General features: G+C 42.5%; 24 protein-coding genes. 4 read left to right on the top strand and 20 right to left on the bottom strand.

Annotation, left to right across the window (positions count from 1 at the left end; genetic code table 11):
- Window positions 1-83: 83 nt before the first annotated feature.
- The 9 genes from QVP90_RS02340 to mnmE all read right to left on the bottom strand — a co-directional run bounded on the left by QVP90_RS02340 (window position 84) and on the right by mnmE (window position 9,503).
- A complete protein-coding gene (locus tag QVP90_RS02340) occupies window positions 84-611 on the bottom strand; it encodes a hypothetical protein (protein WP_021935564.1) in 528 nt (175 codons plus the stop codon).
- 4 nt (window positions 612-615) lie between these two features.
- Window positions 616-1,830, bottom strand: a complete 1,215-nt coding sequence (locus tag QVP90_RS02335; protein ID WP_021935563.1) for a relaxase/mobilization nuclease — start codon at window positions 1,828-1,830, stop codon at window positions 616-618.
- On the bottom strand, window positions 1,827-2,255 hold the full coding sequence (locus QVP90_RS02330; RefSeq protein ID WP_021935562.1) for a plasmid mobilization protein: 429 nt from the start codon (window positions 2,253-2,255) through the stop codon (window positions 1,827-1,829). Before QVP90_RS02330 ends, QVP90_RS02335 begins: the two co-directional genes overlap by 4 nt.
- Before the next feature lie 334 nt (window positions 2,256-2,589).
- Window positions 2,590-3,660 (bottom strand): AAA family ATPase, encoded by a 1,071-nt coding sequence (locus QVP90_RS02325; protein WP_021935560.1) that lies wholly within the window; start codon window positions 3,658-3,660, stop codon window positions 2,590-2,592.
- A 3-nt stretch (window positions 3,661-3,663) separates the two neighbouring features.
- The gene (locus QVP90_RS02320; protein WP_005845215.1) at window positions 3,664-4,038 is read right to left on the bottom strand and encodes a helix-turn-helix domain-containing protein; all 375 of its coding nucleotides are present in this window, start codon (window positions 4,036-4,038) and stop codon (window positions 3,664-3,666) included.
- A gap of 98 nt (window positions 4,039-4,136) precedes the next feature.
- The gene (locus tag QVP90_RS02315) at window positions 4,137-4,937 is read right to left on the bottom strand and encodes a hypothetical protein (protein WP_021935559.1); all 801 of its coding nucleotides are present in this window, start codon (window positions 4,935-4,937) and stop codon (window positions 4,137-4,139) included.
- Between the two features lie 170 nt (window positions 4,938-5,107).
- The gene (locus QVP90_RS02310) at window positions 5,108-6,223 is read right to left on the bottom strand and encodes a tyrosine-type recombinase/integrase (protein WP_021935558.1); all 1,116 of its coding nucleotides are present in this window, start codon (window positions 6,221-6,223) and stop codon (window positions 5,108-5,110) included.
- A gap of 109 nt (window positions 6,224-6,332) precedes the next feature.
- Entirely contained in the window at window positions 6,333-7,799 is a 1,467-nt protein-coding gene (locus QVP90_RS02305; protein WP_021935557.1) for a helix-turn-helix domain-containing protein, read from the bottom strand.
- Between the two features lie 306 nt (window positions 7,800-8,105).
- Window positions 8,106-9,503 (bottom strand): tRNA uridine-5-carboxymethylaminomethyl(34) synthesis GTPase MnmE, encoded by a 1,398-nt coding sequence (gene mnmE, locus QVP90_RS02300; protein WP_007478337.1) that lies wholly within the window; start codon window positions 9,501-9,503, stop codon window positions 8,106-8,108.
- A gap of 135 nt (window positions 9,504-9,638) precedes the next feature.
- On the opposite strand from mnmE, the gene QVP90_RS02295 reads away from it, so the two are divergent.
- Together QVP90_RS02295 and QVP90_RS02290 are read left to right on the top strand one after the other, a co-directional pair.
- Window positions 9,639-11,513 (top strand): PAS domain-containing hybrid sensor histidine kinase/response regulator, encoded by a 1,875-nt coding sequence (locus QVP90_RS02295; RefSeq protein ID WP_240059982.1) that lies wholly within the window; start codon window positions 9,639-9,641, stop codon window positions 11,511-11,513.
- A gap of 85 nt (window positions 11,514-11,598) precedes the next feature.
- Window positions 11,599-12,249, top strand: a complete 651-nt coding sequence (locus QVP90_RS02290) for an NAD(P)-dependent oxidoreductase (protein ID WP_007478333.1) — start codon at window positions 11,599-11,601, stop codon at window positions 12,247-12,249.
- On the opposite strand, the gene QVP90_RS02285 is transcribed toward QVP90_RS02290, so the two are convergent.
- From QVP90_RS02285 to QVP90_RS02265, 5 genes are all read right to left on the bottom strand, one after another.
- A complete protein-coding gene (locus tag QVP90_RS02285) occupies window positions 12,233-12,760 on the bottom strand; it encodes a 3'-5' exonuclease (RefSeq protein WP_005924485.1) in 528 nt (175 codons plus the stop codon). The two genes, QVP90_RS02290 and QVP90_RS02285, sit on opposite strands and share 17 nt — an antisense overlap.
- Complete coding sequence (locus tag QVP90_RS02280) at window positions 12,760-13,638, bottom strand: nucleoside phosphorylase (RefSeq protein WP_005924483.1); 879 nt, start codon at window positions 13,636-13,638, stop codon at window positions 12,760-12,762. The genes QVP90_RS02285 and QVP90_RS02280 overlap by 1 nt, the downstream gene beginning before the upstream one ends.
- Window positions 13,639-13,926: 288 nt before the next feature.
- Window positions 13,927-14,928: a flotillin-like protein FloA gene (gene floA, locus QVP90_RS02275; RefSeq protein ID WP_005924481.1), complete on the bottom strand. Its 1,002-nt coding sequence runs from the start codon at window positions 14,926-14,928 to the stop codon at window positions 13,927-13,929.
- A gap of 24 nt (window positions 14,929-14,952) precedes the next feature.
- Complete coding sequence (locus QVP90_RS02270) at window positions 14,953-15,423, bottom strand: NfeD family protein (protein ID WP_005924479.1); 471 nt, start codon at window positions 15,421-15,423, stop codon at window positions 14,953-14,955.
- A gap of 7 nt (window positions 15,424-15,430) precedes the next feature.
- A complete protein-coding gene (locus QVP90_RS02265) occupies window positions 15,431-16,861 on the bottom strand; it encodes a tetratricopeptide repeat protein (RefSeq protein ID WP_021935555.1) in 1,431 nt (476 codons plus the stop codon).
- A gap of 218 nt (window positions 16,862-17,079) precedes the next feature.
- On the opposite strand from QVP90_RS02265, the gene QVP90_RS02260 reads away from it, so the two are divergent.
- A complete protein-coding gene (locus tag QVP90_RS02260; protein ID WP_021935554.1) occupies window positions 17,080-17,826 on the top strand; it encodes an ATP-binding protein in 747 nt (248 codons plus the stop codon).
- 26 nt (window positions 17,827-17,852) lie between these two features.
- Entirely contained in the window at window positions 17,853-18,221 is a 369-nt protein-coding gene (locus tag QVP90_RS02255) for a DMT family protein (protein WP_044093749.1), read from the top strand.
- Window positions 18,222-18,440: 219 nt separating this feature from the next.
- On the opposite strand, the gene QVP90_RS02250 is transcribed toward QVP90_RS02255, so the two are convergent.
- From QVP90_RS02250 to QVP90_RS02225, 6 genes are read right to left on the bottom strand one after another with little or no spacing between them, the layout of a single operon-like run.
- Entirely contained in the window at window positions 18,441-19,451 is a 1,011-nt protein-coding gene (locus QVP90_RS02250) for an FAD:protein FMN transferase (protein ID WP_021935553.1), read from the bottom strand.
- Between the two features lie 15 nt (window positions 19,452-19,466).
- Window positions 19,467-20,048 (bottom strand): manganese efflux pump MntP, encoded by a 582-nt coding sequence (locus tag QVP90_RS02245; RefSeq protein ID WP_021935552.1) that lies wholly within the window; start codon window positions 20,046-20,048, stop codon window positions 19,467-19,469.
- Between the two features lie 5 nt (window positions 20,049-20,053).
- Entirely contained in the window at window positions 20,054-20,833 is a 780-nt protein-coding gene (locus QVP90_RS02240) for a DUF6048 family protein (RefSeq protein WP_005924440.1), read from the bottom strand.
- Entirely contained in the window at window positions 20,790-21,302 is a 513-nt protein-coding gene (locus QVP90_RS02235; protein WP_005924437.1) for a DUF6452 family protein, read from the bottom strand. Before QVP90_RS02235 ends, QVP90_RS02240 begins: the two co-directional genes overlap by 44 nt.
- Window positions 21,303-21,332: 30 nt before the next feature.
- Entirely contained in the window at window positions 21,333-22,286 is a 954-nt protein-coding gene (locus QVP90_RS02230) for a glycosyltransferase family 2 protein (RefSeq protein WP_021935551.1), read from the bottom strand.
- Window positions 22,287-22,312: 26 nt separating this feature from the next.
- A complete protein-coding gene (locus tag QVP90_RS02225) occupies window positions 22,313-22,873 on the bottom strand; it encodes a DUF4199 domain-containing protein (RefSeq protein WP_021935550.1) in 561 nt (186 codons plus the stop codon).
- Window positions 22,874-23,173 lie beyond the last annotated feature (300 nt).

Below are 23,173 nucleotides of genomic sequence, written 5' to 3'. Positions count from 1 at the left end.
CCGTAACTGTTACGGCGGTTACAGGATTGTTATAGCCTCTGATATGACCAAACAAATGCCAATAAAGATTTGGTCACTTCCAATTACGTCCATTTATCCAAAATCTTTGGTGCGATTATAGCCATGACAGTCCCCGAAATTGCAATAAGGGCACAGATGGCAACTGCTTTCCAAATCAGGCTTGAATGCAATATCTCAACGTTTGCTACTATCATGCTGGCGAAAAAAGAAGATAGGGCTACCAGTATTATAATAGTGATGTAAAATGCTGTAACCGGAACTAGGATGGTATTGCCGGATTTCTTCATTCTTCGCTCGGCTTCTTTGCATTTGCTTTCAATCTGACTGAGAAAATCGCATAGAAGTCTTGCCCCAAATTCCACTGCTAACTTCTGCATTTCTGAAGAAATGATAGGCTTACACTCTCGGATAGAGCCGGACAAATTTTCAACTTCCGTTCTCAGCTTGAACACGTTGTTGTTCAGCTTTGCAAGTTCTTGTACATTGATGTCGAATAGGTGGTTTTCTTCCTCCAAAGACTCATTCTTTGGGTTGGATTTTATGGCTTCCGCTTCAGCCATTTCTGTGGAAAAGTCGAATTTCTTTTTCATTTGATTATCGTTTTAATCCTGATTTTGGTTTCTTTCCGAGCAGGCGACCGGCAGCACGAGCACATCTTCGTGCCCATTGCCAATCGTCTTCGTCCTTATCTCTCCACGGCAAATTACTTTGTGAACCTCCACCGCCACTTCCGGTGGCAACATTTGGCGTTTCAAGCAGTCCGACAAAAATAGCTACAGCCATATCGGTAAGTTCCTGACAGTTCTCGGTATCTCTGTAGTCAAACTCATCGTTGAAATATTCAAGCACTTTTTCCGGAATATAGAACCGATGTTCCTTATCGTCATGATTAAGCGTATAGGAAATAGTATCGGGATGATAAGTGTTATATCTGGTATGCTCTGCGGATGCTGACGGTTTGAGATTCTGCTCAGTTTGAGTTTCCTTAGGCTGATTGCTTAAAGTGACAACTTGTGGCCTATGATGCAGTTTGTCCCATGTTTTAGGAAGTTTTGAAATCATCAGATTCCGAGCAACTCCCAATTCGGAAGCCTTGTATTTGGTATTACCGTTTACAAGTGCGTAGCCCCTGATAACGTGTTGCGCATCCTTTCTTTCGTGTACAGAGTAACCTTTTCTTGTGAGGGTATTTTTATACTCTTCCCAAGACCATTCAGGCATTGATCTCAGCGCATCCATGCAATCGCGATTTACCTGATGGATATTGGTGTATCGGATTTGTACAGCAGTAGTCCAACCACGTTTCTTTGCTATTCGCTCGGCAGCACGTTGCGCACGAAGATGAATGTTGTGGTCGTTGTTGATGTTGCCGTCTTCATCCAAACGGCAGACGGCAGCATGAAGGTGGGGAACTTCGCCATCGGATTCCTCATGTAGCCAAACAGTGTATTTGCTGTTAGCCAGATTGGTCTGGCAGGAGCGGACTTTTCCGTCCTTACCGGTAAACACTTGCTTGTCAAACTCCGTAGCGAAATCCTGCCATAGCTTTTGCCAGTCTTCGATGTCGAAGAAACGGGTGTGTTCGGCAGAGGGGCTTAGCTCGATTCTGATGACTGAGTTCTTGATGGGTTTGAAACGTGATAAGGTCAGTTGCATGGAGTTCCATATCCCCAAAGTGTCCGGTTGCGACGGCATCAGATTGTCCAATACCCGATAGATTTTCTCCGGGTGTTTTTTCTTCAGAGATTCGCCGGTAATATAACGGATGGCGTTTATGCCGTGCGATATTGCTTTAGCCTTTGCTATCATACTTCTTCGGATTTTTCGTTGGACGGAATCTTGTTTCTCTCTTTTACGGCGTTGAGAAATTGGCAGACGCTTTCAGCAATATAGCCAAGCTCTTTGAGCCAGCCTACCATGAACGGCACCTGATTGAACAATATCATTCGTTGCTTTGTGGACATTCCACGAAGTGCAGAAGTGTATTTTACAAGGTCTGACCGACAGTTGTCCAGATTCTGCAACAGGTCTGTTTCTTCTTTTGAAAGCCTCGGTCTGGGACGGTAGTTGTATGCACAGGCAAGCAAGTAATCGCTTACCGTCATACCGCATTGCTCAGCTTGTGATTTTATATACTCCTTCTGACCGGGAGTCACTTTTGCTCCGATAAAGACGGATCTTGTCTCTTTTTTCTCCTCTGGAGATTGTGTTTGTTCTTCAATATTTTGTTCCATATAAATCATTGTTATAATAGTGAATAGGTGCGAGCTTGCGAGTACCGCACCGGCGAAGTATCTGAGCAGGCAAGGGTGCCAATGTACAACCGTAACGCAGTGAGGTTATACCTTGGCATATCTCGCAACAGTTACCTGTTGATGCTTCACGGCAAGCCGTATAGGATGTACATACAGAATTGGCAAATGGATTGGAATCAGAATTTGACCTATCCTACTATAAAAGGGTAGGGAATGAAACCGCATATTGTAATCCTTGACCACTTTGCTTTATTCCTATATATACGCCCCGACACTAAAGTAAAGTTCTACGGCTGTACTAATTGCATCAAGATTAATAATGGTAGTCAGGATTGAACTGGTATTCTTTCCCTTCCTTTATTACCATCCGTTTATTGCCGAGAAAGGTAGCTACTTTGACCGCTTTGTTGTGACCGAGTTTTACGCCCTGTAACCCGTAGCCGTTTTTCAGTCGCTCCAGATAGTTGTCGTAACCGGTAATATTGCCATCGGCAAAAATGGCATCCAACGCAGCACGATGTACGCTCTCCGGGATTTCCTTGTATGGTTCAAAAGGTTCTTTGGTCGGTCGTCCGAGTTTCTTCTCTTTGGATATATAGGATTCCACTGGTTCAGGCAAGGCACATTCGTTTATGCGGAAAGCGAAAGGCTCAAACTCCCGGTCACGGATATGAATGGCTTCGACACAGCTGATAGTTTTATCATCTTTATCCACTTCTACCTGCATGATGGTTTCCGCTTTGTTGTTGAGTTCCGTGCCAATGTGACCACGGGCATGTTCATCATTCTTGTTCTGATGCAGGATGGTGTGGATATGAATTTGGCGGTCGTCAGTCCACTGCATGAATTTGGAGATTATATTGGTGGCTTCATTCGGAGAATTGATGTCATACATAAAATCCCTGATGCCATCTATAATGACCAGTCCCAAATTCGGAATTGTGCCAATGGCCTGTTCGACTATTGCAAGTCTCATTTCGGGAGAATATTTCCGCAGACCTAACATAATCAGATTGTCAGAATCGGCATTCTTTGGTAATCCCGCCAAACATAGAATGCGTTGTAGTACCTTTTGACAATGAGGCTCTCCTTGTTCGGTGTCGATATACAATATCGTCCGTTTATTTTCCGGGAACGATGAACGGTAATGGAGCACAGTGCTATTGGCCAATGCGGAAGCGGCAATGGCTGAAACATTGAAAGTCTTCTTGCTCTTGGCTTTACCGATGGAAGCACTGAAGTTGCCAAGTGTTCCGATAATGGAGTCATCCACCATAAGCACCACAGGCGACTGTTCGTATTTGGTATTTACGCTCACGGTAGCCTCCTTTATGTAAATAGCCAGTTCCTCAGCAGATGGGATGTTATTGTTCGTCTTCTCCATAGCCTACCAGTTTTTAGAGTTTGGTTTACGGCGATGGGAAGCGAGCAACGCATCATTCTCTTCCTCGAAACTTTGCGGAACGGCGGTCTTACGGGACGACTCCAACCATTTATCCAGCTCATCACGATAGATGTAGAGGTGCTTGCCTTGTTTTATAACCGGAATATCGTCCTTTTTAACCTTGTAATAAAAGGTCGATAGCGGCATTTTGAGATAGGCGCAAGCCTCCTGCACGGTCATGGGGACGTGCGTGTTCTCCTTGACTTCGTTCTGCTTGGAAAGCTTTTCGGTCAGCAAACTTTCCATACTTGCGATTCGGTCGCATAACTCTCCCAGCACTTCGGGAAGGTCATTGAATGTGAATTGATTCTTAGACATGATTCAAATGTTTTATTTGTTAAACATGCTGCAAACCAACACAATGATACTATGCAGACCTTCGTCAGCAGAGGGTAATTTTTCAGTCAGCGACGGAATCATTTCAGTCGGTCAGAACCAGCTGTCTCATCGTCTGCTTTTTTGAGGCAATTGAAATAATACTCTCCTTTTAGGGGAATATCAAGTGGAATTTTACAAATACCTGTAGTCCGTAGATTTTTTGATAAATAAAACAGAGTAGCATTTTTCAATTCGTGTGGGAATATGGTTTTTATAAATTCTGCGCATTTTTCCACCGAGATATTCAACCTTATGCCGATATTCCATACAAAATGCCGTATATCGAGAGTGTTTAATGGGTTGTCAAATTTGGAACGTATGGGCTTGTATAAATCACATTGCCCATGGGCAAAGCACTCTATGTTTTCGTGAAGTGTAATAAGGTCATCTTTTGAAAGAAATTCAGCCATACTATATGTGGTATAGTCGTGCATGACACGCATAATGTCAGCTTGCTGCTCTGCCTTTTTCCGTTCTATTTCAGCTATGCGTTCGTCATAACCATCTGTGTAATCATTCTTTGCTGCCGGCATTTCTATAACTTCTACTTCCGGGGTAATGGTATCAGATGGCAGCTTGATTTCAAGTGGAATGGATTCTTTTTGCTTGCCAAAAGAAATACATACGTTATTCTTGATAAGGTAGCGATAGAAAAATCTTTGAGAGAACGCGCATGAAAGAGTTAAGAGCACGATACTCAATATAATAGGTGTGGTATATTCCATCAGGTTTATTTGATGGCGGTTATAAAGATAAGTGGCGATTACCGAGTATGAAGTAACGCTTACAGCAAGTATGAAACTTGCCTTTTTCCTGTGAATTTGAATACTATCTGTCATAATCTATTGTTGTTTGGATGAAATGATAGTACAAAGTTATAAGCACATTTCCAGATAGTTATAAATAAATGCAGTAAATCGGTCAATTTTTAAGAAAATATAGGCTTAGAGTATGATAATCAATCGGGAATCATACTCTAAGCCTATGTAATGGGGCAAAATAGGGGAGTTCAACCCTTGCGTATCAGAGTGATTTTCTTGCTGGCTTCACGCTTGTTACTGTCCACGACTTTCATGTAACGCATCGTGGTGGTGATGCTTTTGTGCGCCATTATGCTTTGTATGGTACGGATGTCTGTACCGGCAGCACCCTGGAGGGTTGCGAATGTTCTCCGATATGAATGGAATGTTATGTTCTTGGTTATTCCGGCAGAACGAATCCACTCTTTCATTGGTACTTGTGTCCAACTACGCATAAGTCCCTTGAATACCAGACCTTTCTTTTCAGAACTGTATCCTATCAGCCCTAATGCTTCCTCGCTGATGGGAATGATGTCTTCCGCTTTGTTTTTCTGTGTGATGATATGCACACATTTCCCTCCGGCAGAGTAGTCCACTATGTCTTCCCAGCATAGGGCGAGGATGTCGCTGATGCGCAAGCTGGTCATACAGGAAAACAGCGATGCGATTTTCACAATAGGCTTTTTACATGGCGTTTCAGCTAACTGGTACAATTCTTCAACAGATAAAGCTTCTTTCATAGTGTCTTCTGTTTCAATCTTTTCCAAGAAGTCATTGACATTGGTCTTTATCATCCCGTTGCGATATAGTATCTTCAAGAATCCTCTGAAAGTAGACCAATATCCTGATGCAGAGTTTCGTGTGATACGTCCGTTGCGTCTTAGTTTCTTGGCGCTCAGCAGGTATTCCCGAAACTTGTTGCATAGGTCGATGTCAATCTCTTCAAAAGTGCATTTGCCGTGTACGAAGTTCTTGAAATGGAGATAGACGAACTCCCATTTCTGGTCGTGCTTGCGGAGTTGCTTACGATAGTATTCCAAGAAATCACCCTTTAGTTTGTACCGGTCGAAGAAGTCATACCGTTCATTTACGACAGATTCAAATCTGCGGCAACGGATGGCTTCGGCTTTCTCGGTCATTACATCGTTGAAATTCTGCTCCCGTTTGCTCTTCGGGTTGGCATAGATATAAATGCCAAGCGATTCGTGACGGATTACTTTCATTGTTTCCTTGTCTCTATATCCCGGATAATAATCCAGATAGAACGACAACATTTTGTTCTTTAGAGGTCTTGTCCTCAATGTTACAGTTTTACATTCGTGCATACTCTACTATATTATATTGTTGTTAATAATTTGCTGCAAACCAACGAAATGGTTCAATGCAGACCATACCCATTGTTGAATAATTTTCCTGTCTGAAATGGAATAATTTTCAGGTGACGGATTTTTCAGCCATCACCTTGTCAAAATCCTCTTTCAGCAGGAACATGGATTTGCCGTGGTGTATCTTTCGGATGTTGTTATACCGGGCATAGTTATAGACATCATCCCTACGCAAACCATATTTTTCCATCGCTTCGGCTACGCTGTAATACTTTTCGCGTTGGTCGAAACCGCCGTTCTTGATAATGTCGATGTGGTCTTTGGAGTATTGGACTTTGCCATAGACTACACGTGAGGGGATTTTATGGCGATGTACAAATGAGCATCTGGCATCTTTACTCATACCGTATGTTGCTTCCATCTGTTCTGCGCCAATCCATTCTTTGATATTGTCAGCTGCCTTGTATTTGGCGAAGAAACGGTTTACTGCCAACTGTTTGTAGTAGTTGAACCCTCCGTGACTGATTTTAGGAATGTCGTTTTCACGGCACAGCCTACAAATGGTTTTCTTGGTCATCTGATATGTGACTGCAATCTGTTCTGACGAATAGTAGCCGTCGGGAATTGTAAAAGGCTCTTTCGGTACCTGCTGACCGGATTTGCTTTCGCGCTTCTTGGGGATGTATGTACCGTCCCGATGCTCACGATATACCTTGTCAAACTCGGTGCGCAATACCATAGTCCGGCTTCCTTGTTTGAACCTCGTTATATCGTATTTGTTGACATAATAGCTGATGTTAATTTTGGTAAGCCCGTATTCCTTGGTAATTTCCGAATAGGTATAATAGTCGGGATTCAGTTTGTCCTGCTTTTCTTTGATAGCGTCTATATGGGCACGGGAATAATACACCTCGTGGTGGCGGTTGATTCGGGGAATATTGTGCCGCAGGGCAAAGGTGACAACGGCATTACGGCTCATACCGTACTTTTCCATGACCTGCTCCGGCGTGTAATAACAGTCCGGATTGATTTCTTCGGCAAGGTCGGCAAAATACTTGTCTATGAGGGTGCGGTTGTAGAACACACGGCTACCTTCTTCAACCTTTGGGATGTTGTATAGTTTGCAACGACGATACAGGGTTTTCTTTTGGATTTGGTATTTCTCCAGAATCTCATTCGTGGTGTAATAGAGGATGGTCTGTTTCCGTCCATAGCTGCGTTTCTTGTAGTCGGGCGTATTGTCGAACATCTTTTCAATGTCGGATTTGCGTATGATGGTGCGCCCACGAAGTTGCAACGCCCGAATGATACCGGCAGCCATGTGCCGATAGATGGTGGCACGACTGATGCCTAAAAGGGTAGCGGCTTCGGCAGGGGAGAGGAACGGTTTGCCTCCCACAATGCCGACTTCCTGCATTGGTTGCTCGTTTTGCTTCGCCTCGTACTCCTGCAATTTTTGCCTGCGCTTCCTGTCTTTATACGCTTTTTCAGTACACGATTTGCTGCAAAACCGTGTTACCATCGTGTGTGCTATAAATGGTTTGCCGCACCACTGGCATTTTCTCTGTACCTCCATATATTGGTCGCCTTTAATTTCGTCGATTTCGTCTCAACGCGTCTCACAATTTCTCATAGCGTCTCACGCTGTGTCTTCTATAGCGGTTTCGCTCATTCTCATAATGTCTCACATCGTGCCCAAGATGTCGCTATGATAAGAGCGAGAAGCCCGCTTATTTGTTCGGCGGTAGAATTATGGTACAAAAAGATGCTGAAAATCGGCAGTCTGTCAGAATTGACTGGAATAGACACAAAAATAAAAGTCGCTGGATTTCAGCGACTTTATTCTAAATGGTTATGGTTGCTTATGGCTGTTTACAAGCCATCATTTGCCGATGCAGAAATTTTGAAAAATATTCTGCAATACCATGTCATTAGTAACCTCTCCCGCGATATCCGATAGATGAAAAATACATTCGCGTATATCCTGTGCCAAAAAATCTCCGGAAATATTTCTGTTCAATCCTTCCTGTACACGGTGTATGGCTTCCAAAGCAAGACTAAGTGCTTCGTGATGACGAACATTGGTGACAATAACATCATTTTGAGTGATTGTCGGTAAATGAGCGGCTTCAGTCAGCATCTGTTGTAATTCATCTGTTCCTGAATGTTGTTTTGCAGAGATAAAGATCGAATTTATATCAGTTTTTGGAAAATTCGTTAGGAGAAACAAAATGGCTTCTTTCTGCTCTTCTCTGATGAGGTCGGATTTATTAAAAGTGAGGATCAGGTGTTTGCCTTCGCAATGGGGGAGGAGCTTTTTCGATAGTCCTTCTATTTGCGAGGGGGCGTCTGTAGCATCGATCATCCAAAGGATAATTTCCGCTTGATCAATTTTTTGAAAGGTACGCTCTATACCTAAATTCTCGATTGTATCATTGGTTTCACGAATGCCCGCCGTGTCGATGAAGCGAAAGGTGATACCATTGATGTTTACGGTATCTTCGATGACATCACGGGTGGTGCCGTGAATGTCACTGACGATGGCTTTGTCTTCATTTAACAAAACATTGAGGAGTGTTGATTTTCCGGCATTCGTTTCACCGATAATAGCTACAGGAACACCGTTCTTGATAACATTACCTACATTAAATGAATACACCAGACGGGCTATTACTTTTTCTATGCTATCTGCCAGTTGCAACAATGCGGAACGGTCGGCAAATTCTACGTCCTCCTCACTGAAGTCCAATTCCAATTCTATCATAGAGGTGAAGTTGAGTAGCTTTTCCCGGAGATCTGTCAGCTCTTTACTGAACCCGCCTCGCATCTGACTCATGGCAAGGCGATGGGTTGCTGCTGATGTTGAAGCAATTAAATCCGCTACCGCTTCCGCCTGGCTGAGATCCATTTTGCCATTTAAGAAAGCTCTTTGTGTAAATTCACCGGGTTGCGCCAGACGACAACCGTTTTTGATAAGCAACTGCAATACCTGCTGGAGGATATAGCTGGAACCATGGCAGGTAATTTCAGTACTGTCTTCTCCTGTATAAGAATGGGGAGTACGAAACAGACTGACAAGCACTTCATCTATTATTTCTTCTCCGTTGTAGATATGGCCGAATGTGAGGGTATATGGCTTTCTGCCGGTTAATTTTTTCTCAGCTTTCACAGGAATAAATATCCGTTCAGTGATGTCAATGGCATGGGGGCCGGAAACACGAATACTTCCGATAGCACCACCTTGAGCGGTGGCGATGGCGCAGATGGTATCTTGATTCATTGTTTTTTATTTTATGAAAGGCAAAGATAAAACTTTCTGAAGAAAAAAGAGATAACTTTGGTGCAAGTTATTCTTTATAATTCATATCTTTGTTTATCATACAGCAAAACAATACATACCATGGTAATAGAAGAAATGAATTCACTGACAAAGGATGAGGATTTTGATGAACTGAAAAATAAATATCAAGAGATAACCTCCGTTTTGGCCGCGCATCAAATAGCATTGTGGGAGTATGATATCCCTACCGGACAATGTAGTTTTACGGATGACTATTTTCGTATATTGGGTCTGAGAGAAGCAGGCATCGTATTTGAAAATATTGATGACTTTTATCAATATGCCCATTCGGAAGATATCGTGCCTTACCGGAATGCTTTTTCACAGATGCTTGAATCGGAGGACAAGACATCTCAGATACAGGTGCGCTGTATGGGGTGTCATGGTGAGATTATCTGGCTGGAGGATCATTTCCTCTCTTATCAGAAGAATGAAGCGGGACACCCCGAAAAGATAATTGCATATACTATTAATGTTACTTCGCAATGTGAGAAAGAGTCGCATATCCGGCGACTGGAAGAACGGAATCGGAAGATTATTGAAGCTTTGCCTGAATTTATCTTTATTTTCGATAATAATTTCTTTATAACAGATGTCTTAATGGCTCCTGATACGGTTTTGCTGCATCCGGTGGACGTTTTAAAAGGTGCTGACGGACGTTCTATCTATAGCCCTGAAGTCAGTGATTTATTCATTCGGAATATTAATGAATGTTTGAAAGACGGGGAAATGAAAGAGATAGAATACCCGTTGGACGTTGAAAATGGCAGGTATTATTTTCAGGCACGTATTGCTCCTTTTGAAGGTAACAACGTGTTGGCTTTGATCCATGATATCGGAGAAAGGGTGCAACACGCTAAAGAATTGATCGAAGCAAAACGGAAAGCGGAAGAGGCGGATCGGATGAAATCTGTTTTTCTGGCAAATATGAGCCATGAAATACGTACTCCACTCAATGCTATTGTCGGTTTTTCTGAGATTGTTGCTTTTACGGAAGATCCCGAAGAAAAAGAAGAATACATAGGCATCATCCGTAAGAATAGCAATTTGTTGTTGCAGTTGATCGATGATATCCTTGATTTGTCACGTATTGAATCGGGGAAGTCGGAGATGCAGCTTCAACCGGCGGAGATCTGTACGTTGATTGATGAGGTTGGGAAAGTACATCGATTGAAGATGAAAGAGAATGTTGAGTTTAAAGTAGTACGTCCGGAAGAGGAAATAGTTACGGTGACGGACCGTAATCGGGTTACTCAAGTATTGTTCAATTTTCTTTCCAATGCTATCAAGAATACGAAACAGGGCACTATAACATTGGGGATGTGTAAAGAGGGAGATTGGGTAAAGTTGTTCGTCCGTGATACCGGTTGCGGCATATCTAAGGAGAAGCTCCCCCTGATATTTACCCGTTTTGAGAAATTGAATGCTTTTGTACAGGGTACAGGATTAGGATTACCTATCTGCCAAAGTATTGTAGAACGTCTTGGCGGACGGATCGAAGTAGAATCTGAATTGGGTAAAGGGAGCGTGTTCGCTTTATATCTGCCTTATCGACAAATCCATTCGTCAGCAGATAAGGGGACTGCGTATAAGGCAGGGCAAAAGCGGATTCTTGTGGTTGAAGATATCGAGGTCAACTTTATGCAGATAAATGCTTTTCTAAAAAAAGAATATACTATTTTGTGGGTAACGAACGGGGAAGAAGCTGTGAAAAGTTTCTTACGGGATACTCCCGATTTAATCTTGATGGACATTCGTATGCCGGTGATGAATGGCATTGAAGCTACTGCAAAAATTCGTACCATGTCTGCTGATATCCCCATTATAGCAGTGACGGCCCATGCTTTTTATACAGAACAGAAGCAGGCGCTTGCTGCCGGTTGTAATGAGGTGGTATCTAAACCTTATTCCATGGAGCAGTTAAAAGTGGCAATCGAGAAGTATATCTGATCCTCTTTTTCATGTCACAACAATTTGTAGGGTGGTGTGTTATACTATTATAGTATTATAAATTGAACATTAAAACAAATTGGATATGAAAAAGGTAGTATTAATAGGAGCGAGTGGCTTCGTGGGGTCGGCTATTCTGAATGAAGCTTTAAACCGTGAAATTCAAGTTACGGCAGTGGTTCGCCATCCGGAGAAGATCAAGATACAAAATGAAAATCTGATCATAAAGAAAGCGGATGTTTCTTCCTTGGATGAGGTAGCCGAAGTATGTAAAGGAGCCGATGCGGTGATCAGTGCATTCAATCCCGGATGGGATAATCCGGATATATACGATGAAACGATTAAGGTTTATCTGACAATAATGGACGGAGTGAAGAAATCCGGAGCCAGCCGTTTCCTGATGGTCGGCGGTGCCGGGTCTTTGTTTATAGCTCCGGGCATACGTTTGGTAGATTCCGGTGAGGTACCCGAAAAACTATTACCCGGAGTCAAGGCATTAAGTGATTTTTATTTTCATTTCTTGAAAAAAGAAAAAGAAATCGATTGGGTGTTTTTCTCACCGGCTGCCGATATGGCTCCCGGAGTACGTACCGGCAGATATCGTTTAGGAAAAGATGATATGGTGGTAGACATAGCAGGTAACAGCCATATTTCCGTACAGGATTATGCGGCTGCCATGATTGACGAGTTTGAAAAACCTGCCCATCATCAAGAACGATTTACCATAGGGTATTAGCCGGACAGTAGCGTTCCAGAAAATTAAGGTATAATTTGGCACATCCGCGAGCATCGGACAGGGCTTCGTGATGTGTAAGTTCGATACCTTGTCGTTCGCAACAGGCACTCAGATTTGCCGGTTTATAGCCTAAAGAACGGTAAATGCGTAAAGTACATTCCCAACGTTCCGCAAGCAGCAATTCATCGTAATCAAGTTGATACATACGCATCGTGCGCTGCAATACATTACGGTCGAATTGTTCATTGTGGGCAACCACTGTCATTCCTTGCAACCGTTTTTTCACTTCGGGATAAATGGCATGAAACCCCGGCAATGATTCGGTCATATCCGGGGTAATGCCATGTACGAGGATATTTGAACGCCAATATTCGTTTTCCGGCGGTTGGATGAGACTGTAATATTCGTCTGTTATGATACCGTCGGTCACGGTGACGATACCTACCGAACAAGCACTCTCCATGTAGCCTGTAGCTGTTTCGAAGTCGATGGCGACAAAAGATAAATTCATCAGATTCTATCGAGAACGGTTTTAATCAAAGTATCGATGGTATTCTTATAACCGGTGTTCGCTTCTTTAATCAAACGATTGGCTATTACCATGCACACAGTCATAGCCTTGTGTCCCATCAATCTGCCCAGTCCTGCAAGAGCGGAGCTCTCCATTTCGAAATTCGTAATTTTGAAGCCGTTGTATTCAAACTTCTCAATCTTGTCGTTTTGATTGGGATCAGCCAACGGTACACGCAGTTCACGTCCCTGTGGACCGAAGAACCCTCCCGCAGCGATAGTCACACCACGTACCATATCTTCTTTTGCAATCCGGTCAATCAACTCGGCATTGGCATCAATCACATAAGGGGCGGGGGCGCACATGTTGCCCGACCATCCCATATGGTTCAGGAAAGCTCGTTCGAAAGCAAGGTCACAAACAGCGTTACGTCCGGCATAGAAGTTCAGCAATCCGTCAAATCCGATTGATTTTTGTGAGCAGACGAAAGTACCGACCGGAGTATTGGGCTGTAATCCCCCGCAAGTGCCGATGCGCACTAATTCCAATGAGCGAAGGTGTTCTTTCTCTTCACGAGTTTGAAAATCGATATTGGCCAATGCGTCCAATTCGTTCATGACGATGTCGATATTGTCGCAACCGATACCGGTAGAGACAACCGTAATACGCTTGCCTTTATAGGTTCCTGTGACCGTTTTAAATTCGCGGCTTTCTACCTCGAATTCTTTATTCTCAAAATGAGAAGCTACGAGTGCCACACGTCCGGGATCACCCACTAAAATGACTTTGTCGGCCAGTTGTTCCGGTTTCACGTGGAGATGGAATACAGATCCGTCTTCATTGATGATCAACTCCGAGGAAGGAAAATACTTTTTCATGTTTATAAGGATTAAGTTTTAAACAAGTTCTCTATAAAAATAACACAGAGCTCCACAAAGTGTTTATTAAAAATGAAAACCTTCGAGCCTGCTTTACATTTTCCCCTAAAAAGTTTTATCAGTTTATTTTAAGCTCATTTTCGGTCTGTTTTCCTGCTTTCATTCGTCAGATAGCCCGCTATCCTCCTTTAAAAACAGAAAAACATCCTCAAAAATAACTTTTAAAATAATGCTGAGTAAAATTTAAACAGGTTCTTATGAAACTCTGCATCATTTTGTGGCGATGGATTAATCACCAAGCGGCATGTTTGTATTTCCACCGATCGGTTTTGCTATATTTTCGCGCATGGAAGTATCGGCTTGAATATTTTTTATCTTGTAATAATCCATAATACCTAAGTTGCCGCTACGGAAAGCTTCTGCGATTGCTTTAGGAATTTCCGCTTCTGCCTGAATCACATTAGCCCGTGCTTCTTCTGCTTTTGCTTTCATTTCCTGTTCGGTGGCTACCGCCATTGCACGGCGTTCCTCCGCTTTGGCTTGTGCAATGTTTTTATCGGCATTGGCTTGGTCTATCTGAAGGGCGGCACCGATGTTTTTACCTATATCGATATCGGCGATATCGATAGACAGGATTTCAAAAGCCGTTCCTGCATCGAGTCCTTTGCGCAACACCAGTTTGGAAATGGAGTCCGGATTCTCAAGAACCGATTTGTGGTTTTCGGAAGAACCGATAGAAGACACAATGCCTTCGCCTACACGGGCCAGAATCGTATCTTCGCCCGCACCACCTACTAACTGGCGGATATTGGCACGTACCGTTACACGGGCTTTGGCTATCAACTGGATGCCGTCTTTGGCAACGGCAGTTACAGGGGGTGTGTCGATCACTTTCGGATTAACAGACATCTGTACAGCTTCGAATACGTCACGTCCTGCCAAGTCAATGGCAGTTGCCATCTGGAACGGAAGTTCTATATTGGCTTTTGAGGCAGATACGAGCGCATGTACTACCCGTTCTACATGTCCTCCGGCCAAGTAATGTGCTTCGAGTTCGTCACGGGTGATTTTGTTTAATCCGGCTTTGTGGGCTTCGATCATGCCCGGCACAATGATATACGGCGGAACATTACGGATACGCATGAGGAAAAGTTGTACCAATGAGATGTTTACTCCTGATACTTTGGCCGATAGCCAAAGGAAAAAAGGCACATAATGAAAAAAGAGAACCAGGAGAATAATACCTCCCGCTATCAGTAAGATAGTCAGATACATGGGTTCGATATTCATGATGAGTTTTGAATTAAGTGAATATTATGGTTTTTGTTTTTCTACAAAGATAGTGCCGTCAGCGATACGGTTAACGATAATCGGAGTCTTCTCGTCCAGCAATCCTTCTGTCGATTTTACTTCTATGATGTTACCTTCAATTTCGGCATAACCGATTTGTGCCAGGCGGGTGGTGGTTATACCCATATCGCCTACTTTGATTTTATTTGCGGCACTGTTGTCTATTTTGGAAGTTATATCTTTCTTTAGAGCCAGCTTGTCCAGTGTTTTTGAACGCATGAAACCGACCAGTGAGCCGACGCAGGCCACACCCGATACGACCAATGTGATAAATCCTGCCCCCGTACCGAGATTGGCAAATGCATAATAGTTGGCAAAAATAATACATCCCAGTGCTGCGATCCCTGCAAAGCTGATTCCCGGAATAACGAATAATTCCACCAGAAACAGTATAACTGCAGCGATGATGAGTACAATGATTATCAGTACGTCCATAGTTTTGTTATTTTTTATATTGTATTTCTGTATTGCGGATGATGATAGCCTCTTCATCAAGTTCACGGGACATTTGTCTTACCCGTTTTTCAAGATCGAGGATAGAGGGAGCTATTTTAGCTTTTTCTTCTTTATTGGCACGTGCATACCACTGCCGTTGGTTGTCCAGCTTATTTTCTTGCTGGCGATAATCTTTTTCTTTTGTCTGATATCTTTTGAAGAGATCTTTCGCTTGTGGAGATTTGAAATCATCCAGGTGATAGTACGTTGCATGATCATCGATCACAAATTCAAAATCAGCTACAAACTGTTCCTGAGGCTTATGATTGATGGCATCTTCCAGCCTTTTCCGGGCGCTATCCACTTCCTTTTGATCTTTCCAGGTTGTTTTCAGCGAATGAAGTTGGGCAAGGGCTACTATTTGCTTCGGGTCCATTGCTTCGTAATTATATACTTGCTTGGATTCGTTCGGAATAAAAACATAGATGCAGACTTTCCCCTCCGGTTGATAGCGGTCTGAGGCAAACCAGCCTAAATTGTTGTATTCATCGATCACATACATATAATCATTGTATGGAGAATTGAAAGGCATACCCACATTTTCCGGTCTCATGTACGTATCGGTGGCCGTGTTATAACGTGTTACGAAGATATCATATCCACCGATGGAGCTTTCTCCGTCCGAAGCGTAATAAATGGTTACTCCATCTGTCAAGACGTATGGATAGTTTGTATTTCCCGAAGCGTTTATGCTACTTGGAAGTTCCCATCCCTTGCTCCATTCATCGAGCATTTTATTTTTAGAAAAAATATTGAGCAAACCGTTCTTATCCTTTTCGCTATAATATATTTTGTTGGCGAGTTCGGTTTCATACACAGTTCCCGGATGGTCTCCTTCTGTTTTGAAGAATTTATTATACGTGAACAACTTTCCTGATTCTTCGCTTATTTTATAAGTATCGAGAAAGTTCGCTTTATCTACAACAAAACTGTCGATGATGCATACCTCTTCCACACCTTTCAACATACGGAGATTGGCTTTGGCCTTGTCCAATAACTTCTCGGCTTTTTCGGTCGGTTTTTTCTTTTTGGTAAGATCTTCTATATAAGCTTCGTAATTTTTAACGGCGTCTTCAAAGCGATACAGGTCATTGTAAGTTTCTGCCAAGTACAATTGTCCGCTGGGAATGCGCTTCTTGACGGCTGTTTCTAAATATTTCACGGCTTCCTGCGGTTCTCCTGTCTTCAGGCAGCAGACACCGTACCACAAATTATAATTGCCGTTAGCCGGTTGAGATTTTACGTATTTCTTGAAAACAGGCTTGGCCTCGCTGTATTGTTTTTTGTTGAACATGACTTTAGCCTGCTCCAGTGTTTGTGCAGAAATGCCTGTCAGTACAAAGCAGAATAAAAAGAATAAGATATGTTTTTTCTTCATTGTCTTTTAAGTTACAAGTTACGAACAAAGGAAGACCGATAATGAGTCCGTTGCTCTTTTGCAAAACTACTTGCTACCAAGGGTTTGTGACTTGTAGCAATTCAGAAGTTCAAAAATACAAATTAATCGGGAATATTCTCTGTTTTACTGTTATTCTATTATGTTAATTCTTCTTTAAATCATTCTTTTCGCTTACTTTTGCAGCCGATTTTATAAATATGGCAAAGTTTACAGAAGAAGAACAGACCTTGCGCGGCATTGAGCGGCGGTTTAATAAGGGAGTGGTGCAGTATGGGCTGATAGAAGAAGGTGATAAAATCCTAATCGGTCTTTCGGGCGGAAAGGATTCACTGGCCTTAGTCGAGTTATTGGGAAAGCGGGCGAAAATATTCAAACCCCGATTTTCGGTCGTAGCCGTACATGTAGTAATGAAAAATATTCCTTATCAGAGCGATTTGGAATATCTGAAAGCACATACCGAGGCTTTCGGAGTGCCTTTGGTGGTGTATGAGACCTCTTTCGATCCAACTACCGACACTCGTAAGTCGCCTTGTTTTCTTTGCTCCTGGAATAGACGGAAAGCTCTTTTTACGGTTGCCAAAGAGCAGGGATGCAACAAAATAGCATTAGGACATCATATGGATGATATCCTTGAAACATTATTGATGAATATAACTTTTCAAGGTGCTTTCTCTACGATGCCTCCTAAGTTGGCAATGAAAAAGTTCGATATGACCATCATCCGTCCGATGTGTCTGGTACACGAAAAAGACCTGACAGAGCTTGCTGCATTACATGAATATCGGAAGCAGGTGAAAAACTGCCCTTATGAATCCCAGTCGAGTCGCAGTGATATGAAAGCTATTTTGCAACAGCTTGAAGCGATGAATCCCGAAGCACGTTATAGCTTGTGGGGAAGTATGACAAATGTACAGGAAGAGTTATTACCCGATAAAATAGATTAGTTTATATTAAAAAGCAGAAAAATATGATGAAAGGTATTTATGCTGTTTCGTTGTTGATTGTTTCGAATATATTCATGACGTTTGCATGGTATGGGCACTTAAAATTGCAGGAGACTAAAGTGATAAGCAATTGGCCGTTGTATGGCGTTATATTGTTTTCCTGGCTGATTGCTCTTGCCGAGTATTCATGCCAAGTACCGGCCAACCGGCTCGGATTCAATGGAAACGGCGGTCCCTTTACGTTGATGCAGTTGAAAGTAATTCAAGAGGTGATTACACTGATTGTGTTTACTGTGTTTTCCACCTTATTGTTTAAAGGCGAATCTTTACACTGGAATCATCTTGCCGCTTTTCTTTGTTTGATTCTGGCTGTGTATTTTGTGTTTATGAAATGATTGATAATAGATTGATTATCAGAAGATAATAAAACGATTGGACAACGAATGCATAAGTCTGTATTTATCACCAAGATGAATGTACACTTATGCCATATAAAAGTATACACTTTCATCATATAATAGTATATACTTTTGTACGGCATGAGTCGGAGTTGCCAAAAGATATATTTATCAGATGCGCTCATTTAGTGAAAAAAAGATACTTTATGCCCCGAATTATTTAGCGGGCATATACTTTTTCATTCCGTCTGTAAAGAAAGTCTGGAATTTTCCGTTTTCGTCACTATAGATAAAATAAGCGTCTATTGCCGGATGCGCGTTGGCAAAGGCGGATGCTTCTTCCAGCCCCATCACCATGAAAGCTGTAGCCAAGGCATCTGCTGTCATGCAATCTTCGGCAATGACGGTAGCGGAAAGGATATTGTGTTGTACCGGATATCCTGTTCGCGGATCAATGGTGTGTGCATACTTTTTTCCGTCTTTATAATAAAAATTACGGTAATTTCCCGATGTGGCAAGTCCTGCATCGCTTAGTTCAAGTATGGTTTGTATTTCCTGATTGACGGACAATGAGTCGTCTATCGGCTTATTGATACCGATGCGCCATAGCCCGTTGCGTGAATTTTTTCCTTTGGCAACAATTTCCCCACCGATATCTACCATATAATTCTGAATACCTTTTTTTTCAAGCAGGCGTGCCACGACATCTACCGAATAACCTTTAGCAACGGCACTGCAACTGAGCATGATACGCGGATCTTCTTTTACTACCCTGCCGTCAACCAGTTTTACCTTTTTATAATCGGTGATTTGCAGCAGGCTGTCTATTTTCATTGAATCCGGAAACTCTCCCTTTTTAAAACCGAATCCCCAGACATTTGCCAGAGGGGCGATTGTGATGTCGAAAGCGCCATTGGTTTCTTCCGATATCTCCATGGAACGATTGAAACAGGTTTGAAAAAAACTGTCTGTTACAATTTCTTCATTCCGGTTGATGCAGGAAATAATGGAAGTGTCATTGAAGGGTGAGAGTGAACCGTCGAACCGTTTTAATTCGGCTTCTATCTCCGATTTCAGATCGCCATCATATTGATAAGTGATGTTATAAATCGTTCCGAATACCAATCCGTTGATGCTGTGGTAAGGGACGTTGTTTTTACGAACCAATATCCAGATTGTTGCCAGCAGAAGAATGCCTAACCAGATAAAACTTTTTTTTGCTTTCATATCATTCTTTATTCGTTAGCTGAAAAATAAATGTTCAATTAAGATCTTGGCTCCGATGATCATCAGTATGATGCCTCCCCATAGTTCGGCACGCAGTTTTCGTGCAAATCCGCAACCGCATTTTATGCCGAAGATTAAGCCCGCCATCGACAGGGCGAATGATACAAATCCGATAATACAGATAGGGGAGAGGATGGCAGAGAAATCACGGATGCCCAGAAAAGCAAAGGATATGCCGATGGCTAAAGCATCGATACTGGTGGCTATGGCCATTGTGAGTACGACTTTTAAGCTGGTCGGGTTGAAATCATGACGACAATCTTCTTCCTTAAAAGATTCCCGCACCATATGCCCACCCAGAAAAGCAAGAATGGCAAAGGCTATCCAATGGTCTACACTTTCGATAAGGTGACTGAATGTGCTGGCACCTGTCCAACCTAACAGCGGCATTAATGCTTGGAAAACACCGAAAAAGAGAGCCATCACGAACATTGGTCGCCATTGGATGCGTTTCAAAATAATACCGCTCGCAATAGAAACAGCGAAACAATCCATCGCTAAGCCAATTGCAAGCAGCCAGACTTCTAATCCTGTCATTGTGCTTAATAAGGTAGTTTATATATTAAAGAGTAAGTCACTCCCATGTTGTTAGAGTTGTATTTTCCGAATCCGGGTACCATCCATGGATTGCCGTATTCGCTTACTGATGCCGAGAGTTTATATTTCATCCGGACAGCCCATCCCATATAAAAACTTTTATAAATCTGTACCCGTACTCCTGCCACGAATTCGAACCATTGCATAGTCGCTTTTTGCCCCGGATGATCGTAAGGGACACTACCCCCCCAAATACCGTCTTCCTGACTCGGATTTCCCATCTCGCCACCGAATGCCGGGTCTTGTATTGCCAGACTGCTGATATCGTATTTCATATGGCTGAAACCATAGCGAAGTCCGACATATAAAAAACTGTTTTTCTCTTTTTTCTTGGCCATGGTGTTATAATCTACTCCGATACGGAAGAAAGGAGCGGAACTTTTATAATGAATACCGGTATCGCTCCAAGAATCTGTCGTGCCAAAACCTACGTCTACGGTTGGTAAAAACATGTTTTTTAAGTTCACCGCCACGTTAATCTCCGAACTGAGAAGGTCGCCTCCTAAAAGTTTACTTCCTATGCCATATAAATCCACACCAATATAGGTACCGTTGTATAACGGAACAATCTCCTTCGGCTCTTCCTTTACGTTTTTTTTCTGATCTCTTTTCGGAGTGGGATTAACATATGGCCGTTGCTGGGCATGTACCGTAAATCCTGCCGGTAAGAGTAGAAGCAGACTAATCGCGATTGCGGTAGAATAACTTAAGATTTTCTGTCCCATCAGTGTTGGCTTGTTTATTACTTATGTATATGGAGTCTAATTCTACTTCGCTGTGCCCAAGTCCGAGTATACTTTGTTTCATGCTATATCCGCAATCCATCGATTCAAAATAGGGGGTATTATCCTGCTTGATGTATACCGTATCACATAAAGTCGGATCTTCCCGGTATGCATAATAGAAGATAAATACGGTAGAATCCGATGTAAAGCGCAAAGGTAGTGATAAAGTGTGCACTTTCTTCTGATTGTTTATAATGATAGAATCGGTTCCGAGGGCAGTTACCGTCAATGAATCCAACGTGTCATTTTGTAAAATCGTTTCTGACGGAGCCGGCATCCTGTAGAGCGTACAGTTGATCATGGCACGTCCGGCGATGGAACAATCACTGTCTTCGGAACATGAAGTGTGCGTCCCAATGGCAATACCTGCAACAAAGAGGATTAAAAAAAGTCGGATTAAATTCTTCATATATTCATCATTTTACGGTTCGGGTTCTTTTTATATTATTTTTTCTATCTGATAATTATTACGTTCCGGAGAGGTGCGCGAAATCAGTTCACCTAAAAAACCGGCCATAAATAGCTGGGTTCCTATGATCATGGCTGTGAGCGACAGATAAAAATAGGGAGAGTCGGTTACCAATCGGTAAGCCATGCCGTTGTGCATATGATATAGTTTGGTAGCGCTCACTATTATTACGGAGATGAATCCGAAGATGAACATCAGCGAACCCAAAAGACCGAAAAAGTGCATCGGTTTTACTCCGAATGCAGATAAGAACCAGAGTGAAATTAAATCCAGATACCCGTTGAAGAAGCGGTTCAAGCCACCGAACTTAGTTTTACCGAATTTACGTGCCTGGTGATGGACTACTTTTTCTCCTATCTTCTTGAATCCGGCATTTTTGGCCAGATAGGGGATGTAGCGGTGCATTTCGCCATATACCTCGATATTTTTTACTACTACTTTGCGATAGGCTTTCAGTCCGCAATTGAAGTCGTGCAGGTTTTTGATACCCGATACTTTACGGGCCGTAGCATTGAATAGTTTGGTCGGTATGGTTTTGGAGAGTGGATCATATCTTTTTTGTTTCCAGCCGGATACGAGGTCGTAACCGTCTTCTGTGATCATGCGGTAGAGCTCCGGTATTTCGTCGGGGCTATCTTGCAGGTCGGCATCCATGGTGATGACAACATCCCCTTCCGCCTCTTTGAATCCGCAGTATAAGGCCGGTGATTTGCCGTAGTTACGGCGGAACTTTATTCCTTTTACGAATGGAGACTGGCTTTTGAGTTGTTCGATAATCTCCCACGAACGGTCCGTACTACCATCGTTGACAAAGATGACTTCGTATGAAAAACCATTGGCTTTCATTACTCGTTCAATCCAGGCAAACAGTTCAGGAATCGATTCCTCCTCGTTGAACAAAGGGATCACTACAGATATATCCATCTTTTTAATGAATTATGATTAATGAATTATCCCTGTGGGGGCTCTGCTGTTCCCGCAGGTGTGTTTCTACTTCTTTTCATCACAAACAGTGCGGTAGGAATAGCAATTAAACTGCCAAAAAATACATCGCTGGATAGAAGCTGCATGGTTATATCGATTGGAGATAACGCTTGTGCACTGTCTATTGCATTCTTAAGCATTTCTTTTTCATTTTCCATTCCGGGAAGCTCTGTCGTCACTTGTTGCATCAGGTTCACATATTGATTCATGATAAATCCATGATCGATGAATTGGAAATAAATATAATGAGCCACTGCCACGAGCAGCGAAGCGAACATGTACATGAACAAGGTGAAAAGACATGCATGGGCAAAGCCGATTGTGCCTCCACATATTTTGTTTCTATACATTTTGGCATAGTGATATCCTAAAAAGGGCACCGCGAGGGTAAGACACATAAATAAGAACAAAAGGAACGGAATAGTGAATCCCAGCGGAAATAAAATAAATTTCAGTATCCAATACATCCCCATATATGTACCGAAATGCATGGCGTATTTCTGTAAGTAATTTCTGTTTTCTGTCATTTTTTCATTTAAAATAGCGCACAAAGGTACAAATAATATTGTTTGATAGGGGAGATAAGCCTGTTAAAGTTAATAAAGCCCGGAAAGTAGCGGGGATAGAATTATTTTTTGTTTGCTAAGCGGTTGAAAGGTAGCGCTTTGTTTCTTTTTTGTAGAAAAAATGTATATTAGCTATTGCAGATTAAAGAAAAAGATGTACCTTTACAACCGCAAAACGGGTAAGTCCTATACGGCCAGCTCCCTTCGAATCCTCCAGGGCTTGATCGCAGCAAAGGTAGTTGGTTGTAGCGGCGCGATATA

The sequence above is a fragment of the Bacteroides sp. CAG:189 genome (assembly GCF_000432295.1).
GTDB lineage: Bacteria > Bacteroidota > Bacteroidia > Bacteroidales > Bacteroidaceae > Bacteroides > Bacteroides salyersiae.
The sequence above is the reverse complement of the archived record's forward strand: the minus strand, read 5'-3'. Positions and strand labels throughout refer to the sequence as shown.

Coding starts and splice junctions, on each gene's coding strand:
- QVP90_RS02245 (WP_021935552.1), bottom strand. CDS start 20,048: ATGACAGGATTAGAAGTCTGGCTGCTTGCAATTGGCTTAGCGATGGAT.
- QVP90_RS02290 (WP_007478333.1), top strand. CDS start 11,599: ATGAAAAAGGTAGTATTAATAGGAGCGAGTGGCTTCGTGGGGTCGGCT.
- QVP90_RS02335 (WP_021935563.1), bottom strand. CDS start 1,830: ATGATAGCAAAGGCTAAAGCAATATCGCACGGCATAAACGCCATCCGT.
- QVP90_RS02330 (WP_021935562.1), bottom strand. CDS start 2,255: ATGGAACAAAATATTGAAGAACAAACACAATCTCCAGAGGAGAAAAAA.
- QVP90_RS02305 (WP_021935557.1), bottom strand. CDS start 7,799: ATGGAGGTACAGAGAAAATGCCAGTGGTGCGGCAAACCATTTATAGCA.
- QVP90_RS02265 (WP_021935555.1), bottom strand. CDS start 16,861: ATGAAGAAAAAACATATCTTATTCTTTTTATTCTGCTTTGTACTGACA.
- QVP90_RS02230 (WP_021935551.1), bottom strand. CDS start 22,286: ATGGATATATCTGTAGTGATCCCTTTGTTCAACGAGGAGGAATCGATT.
- QVP90_RS02325 (WP_021935560.1), bottom strand. CDS start 3,660: ATGGAGAAGACGAACAATAACATCCCATCTGCTGAGGAACTGGCTATT.
- QVP90_RS02320 (WP_005845215.1), bottom strand. CDS start 4,038: ATGTCTAAGAATCAATTCACATTCAATGACCTTCCCGAAGTGCTGGGA.
- QVP90_RS02285 (WP_005924485.1), bottom strand. CDS start 12,760: ATGAATTTATCTTTTGTCGCCATCGACTTCGAAACAGCTACAGGCTAC.
- QVP90_RS02260 (WP_021935554.1), top strand. CDS start 17,080: ATGGCAAAGTTTACAGAAGAAGAACAGACCTTGCGCGGCATTGAGCGG.
- QVP90_RS02315 (WP_021935559.1), bottom strand. CDS start 4,937: ATGACAGATAGTATTCAAATTCACAGGAAAAAGGCAAGTTTCATACTT.
- QVP90_RS02235 (WP_005924437.1), bottom strand. CDS start 21,302: ATGAAGAATTTAATCCGACTTTTTTTAATCCTCTTTGTTGCAGGTATT.
- QVP90_RS02280 (WP_005924483.1), bottom strand. CDS start 13,638: ATGAAAAAGTATTTTCCTTCCTCGGAGTTGATCATCAATGAAGACGGA.
- QVP90_RS02270 (WP_005924479.1), bottom strand. CDS start 15,423: ATGGACGTACTGATAATCATTGTACTCATCATCGCTGCAGTTATACTG.
- QVP90_RS02255 (WP_044093749.1), top strand. CDS start 17,853: ATGAAAGGTATTTATGCTGTTTCGTTGTTGATTGTTTCGAATATATTC.
- QVP90_RS02240 (WP_005924440.1), bottom strand. CDS start 20,833: ATGGGACAGAAAATCTTAAGTTATTCTACCGCAATCGCGATTAGTCTG.
- QVP90_RS02225 (WP_021935550.1), bottom strand. CDS start 22,873: ATGACAGAAAACAGAAATTACTTACAGAAATACGCCATGCATTTCGGT.
- floA (WP_005924481.1), bottom strand. CDS start 14,928: ATGAATATCGAACCCATGTATCTGACTATCTTACTGATAGCGGGAGGT.
- mnmE (WP_007478337.1), bottom strand. CDS start 9,503: ATGAATCAAGATACCATCTGCGCCATCGCCACCGCTCAAGGTGGTGCT.
- QVP90_RS02295 (WP_240059982.1), top strand. CDS start 9,639: ATGAATTCACTGACAAAGGATGAGGATTTTGATGAACTGAAAAATAAA.
- QVP90_RS02250 (WP_021935553.1), bottom strand. CDS start 19,451: ATGAAAGCAAAAAAAAGTTTTATCTGGTTAGGCATTCTTCTGCTGGCA.
- QVP90_RS02310 (WP_021935558.1), bottom strand. CDS start 6,223: ATGCACGAATGTAAAACTGTAACATTGAGGACAAGACCTCTAAAGAAC.
- QVP90_RS02340 (WP_021935564.1), bottom strand. CDS start 611: ATGAAAAAGAAATTCGACTTTTCCACAGAAATGGCTGAAGCGGAAGCC.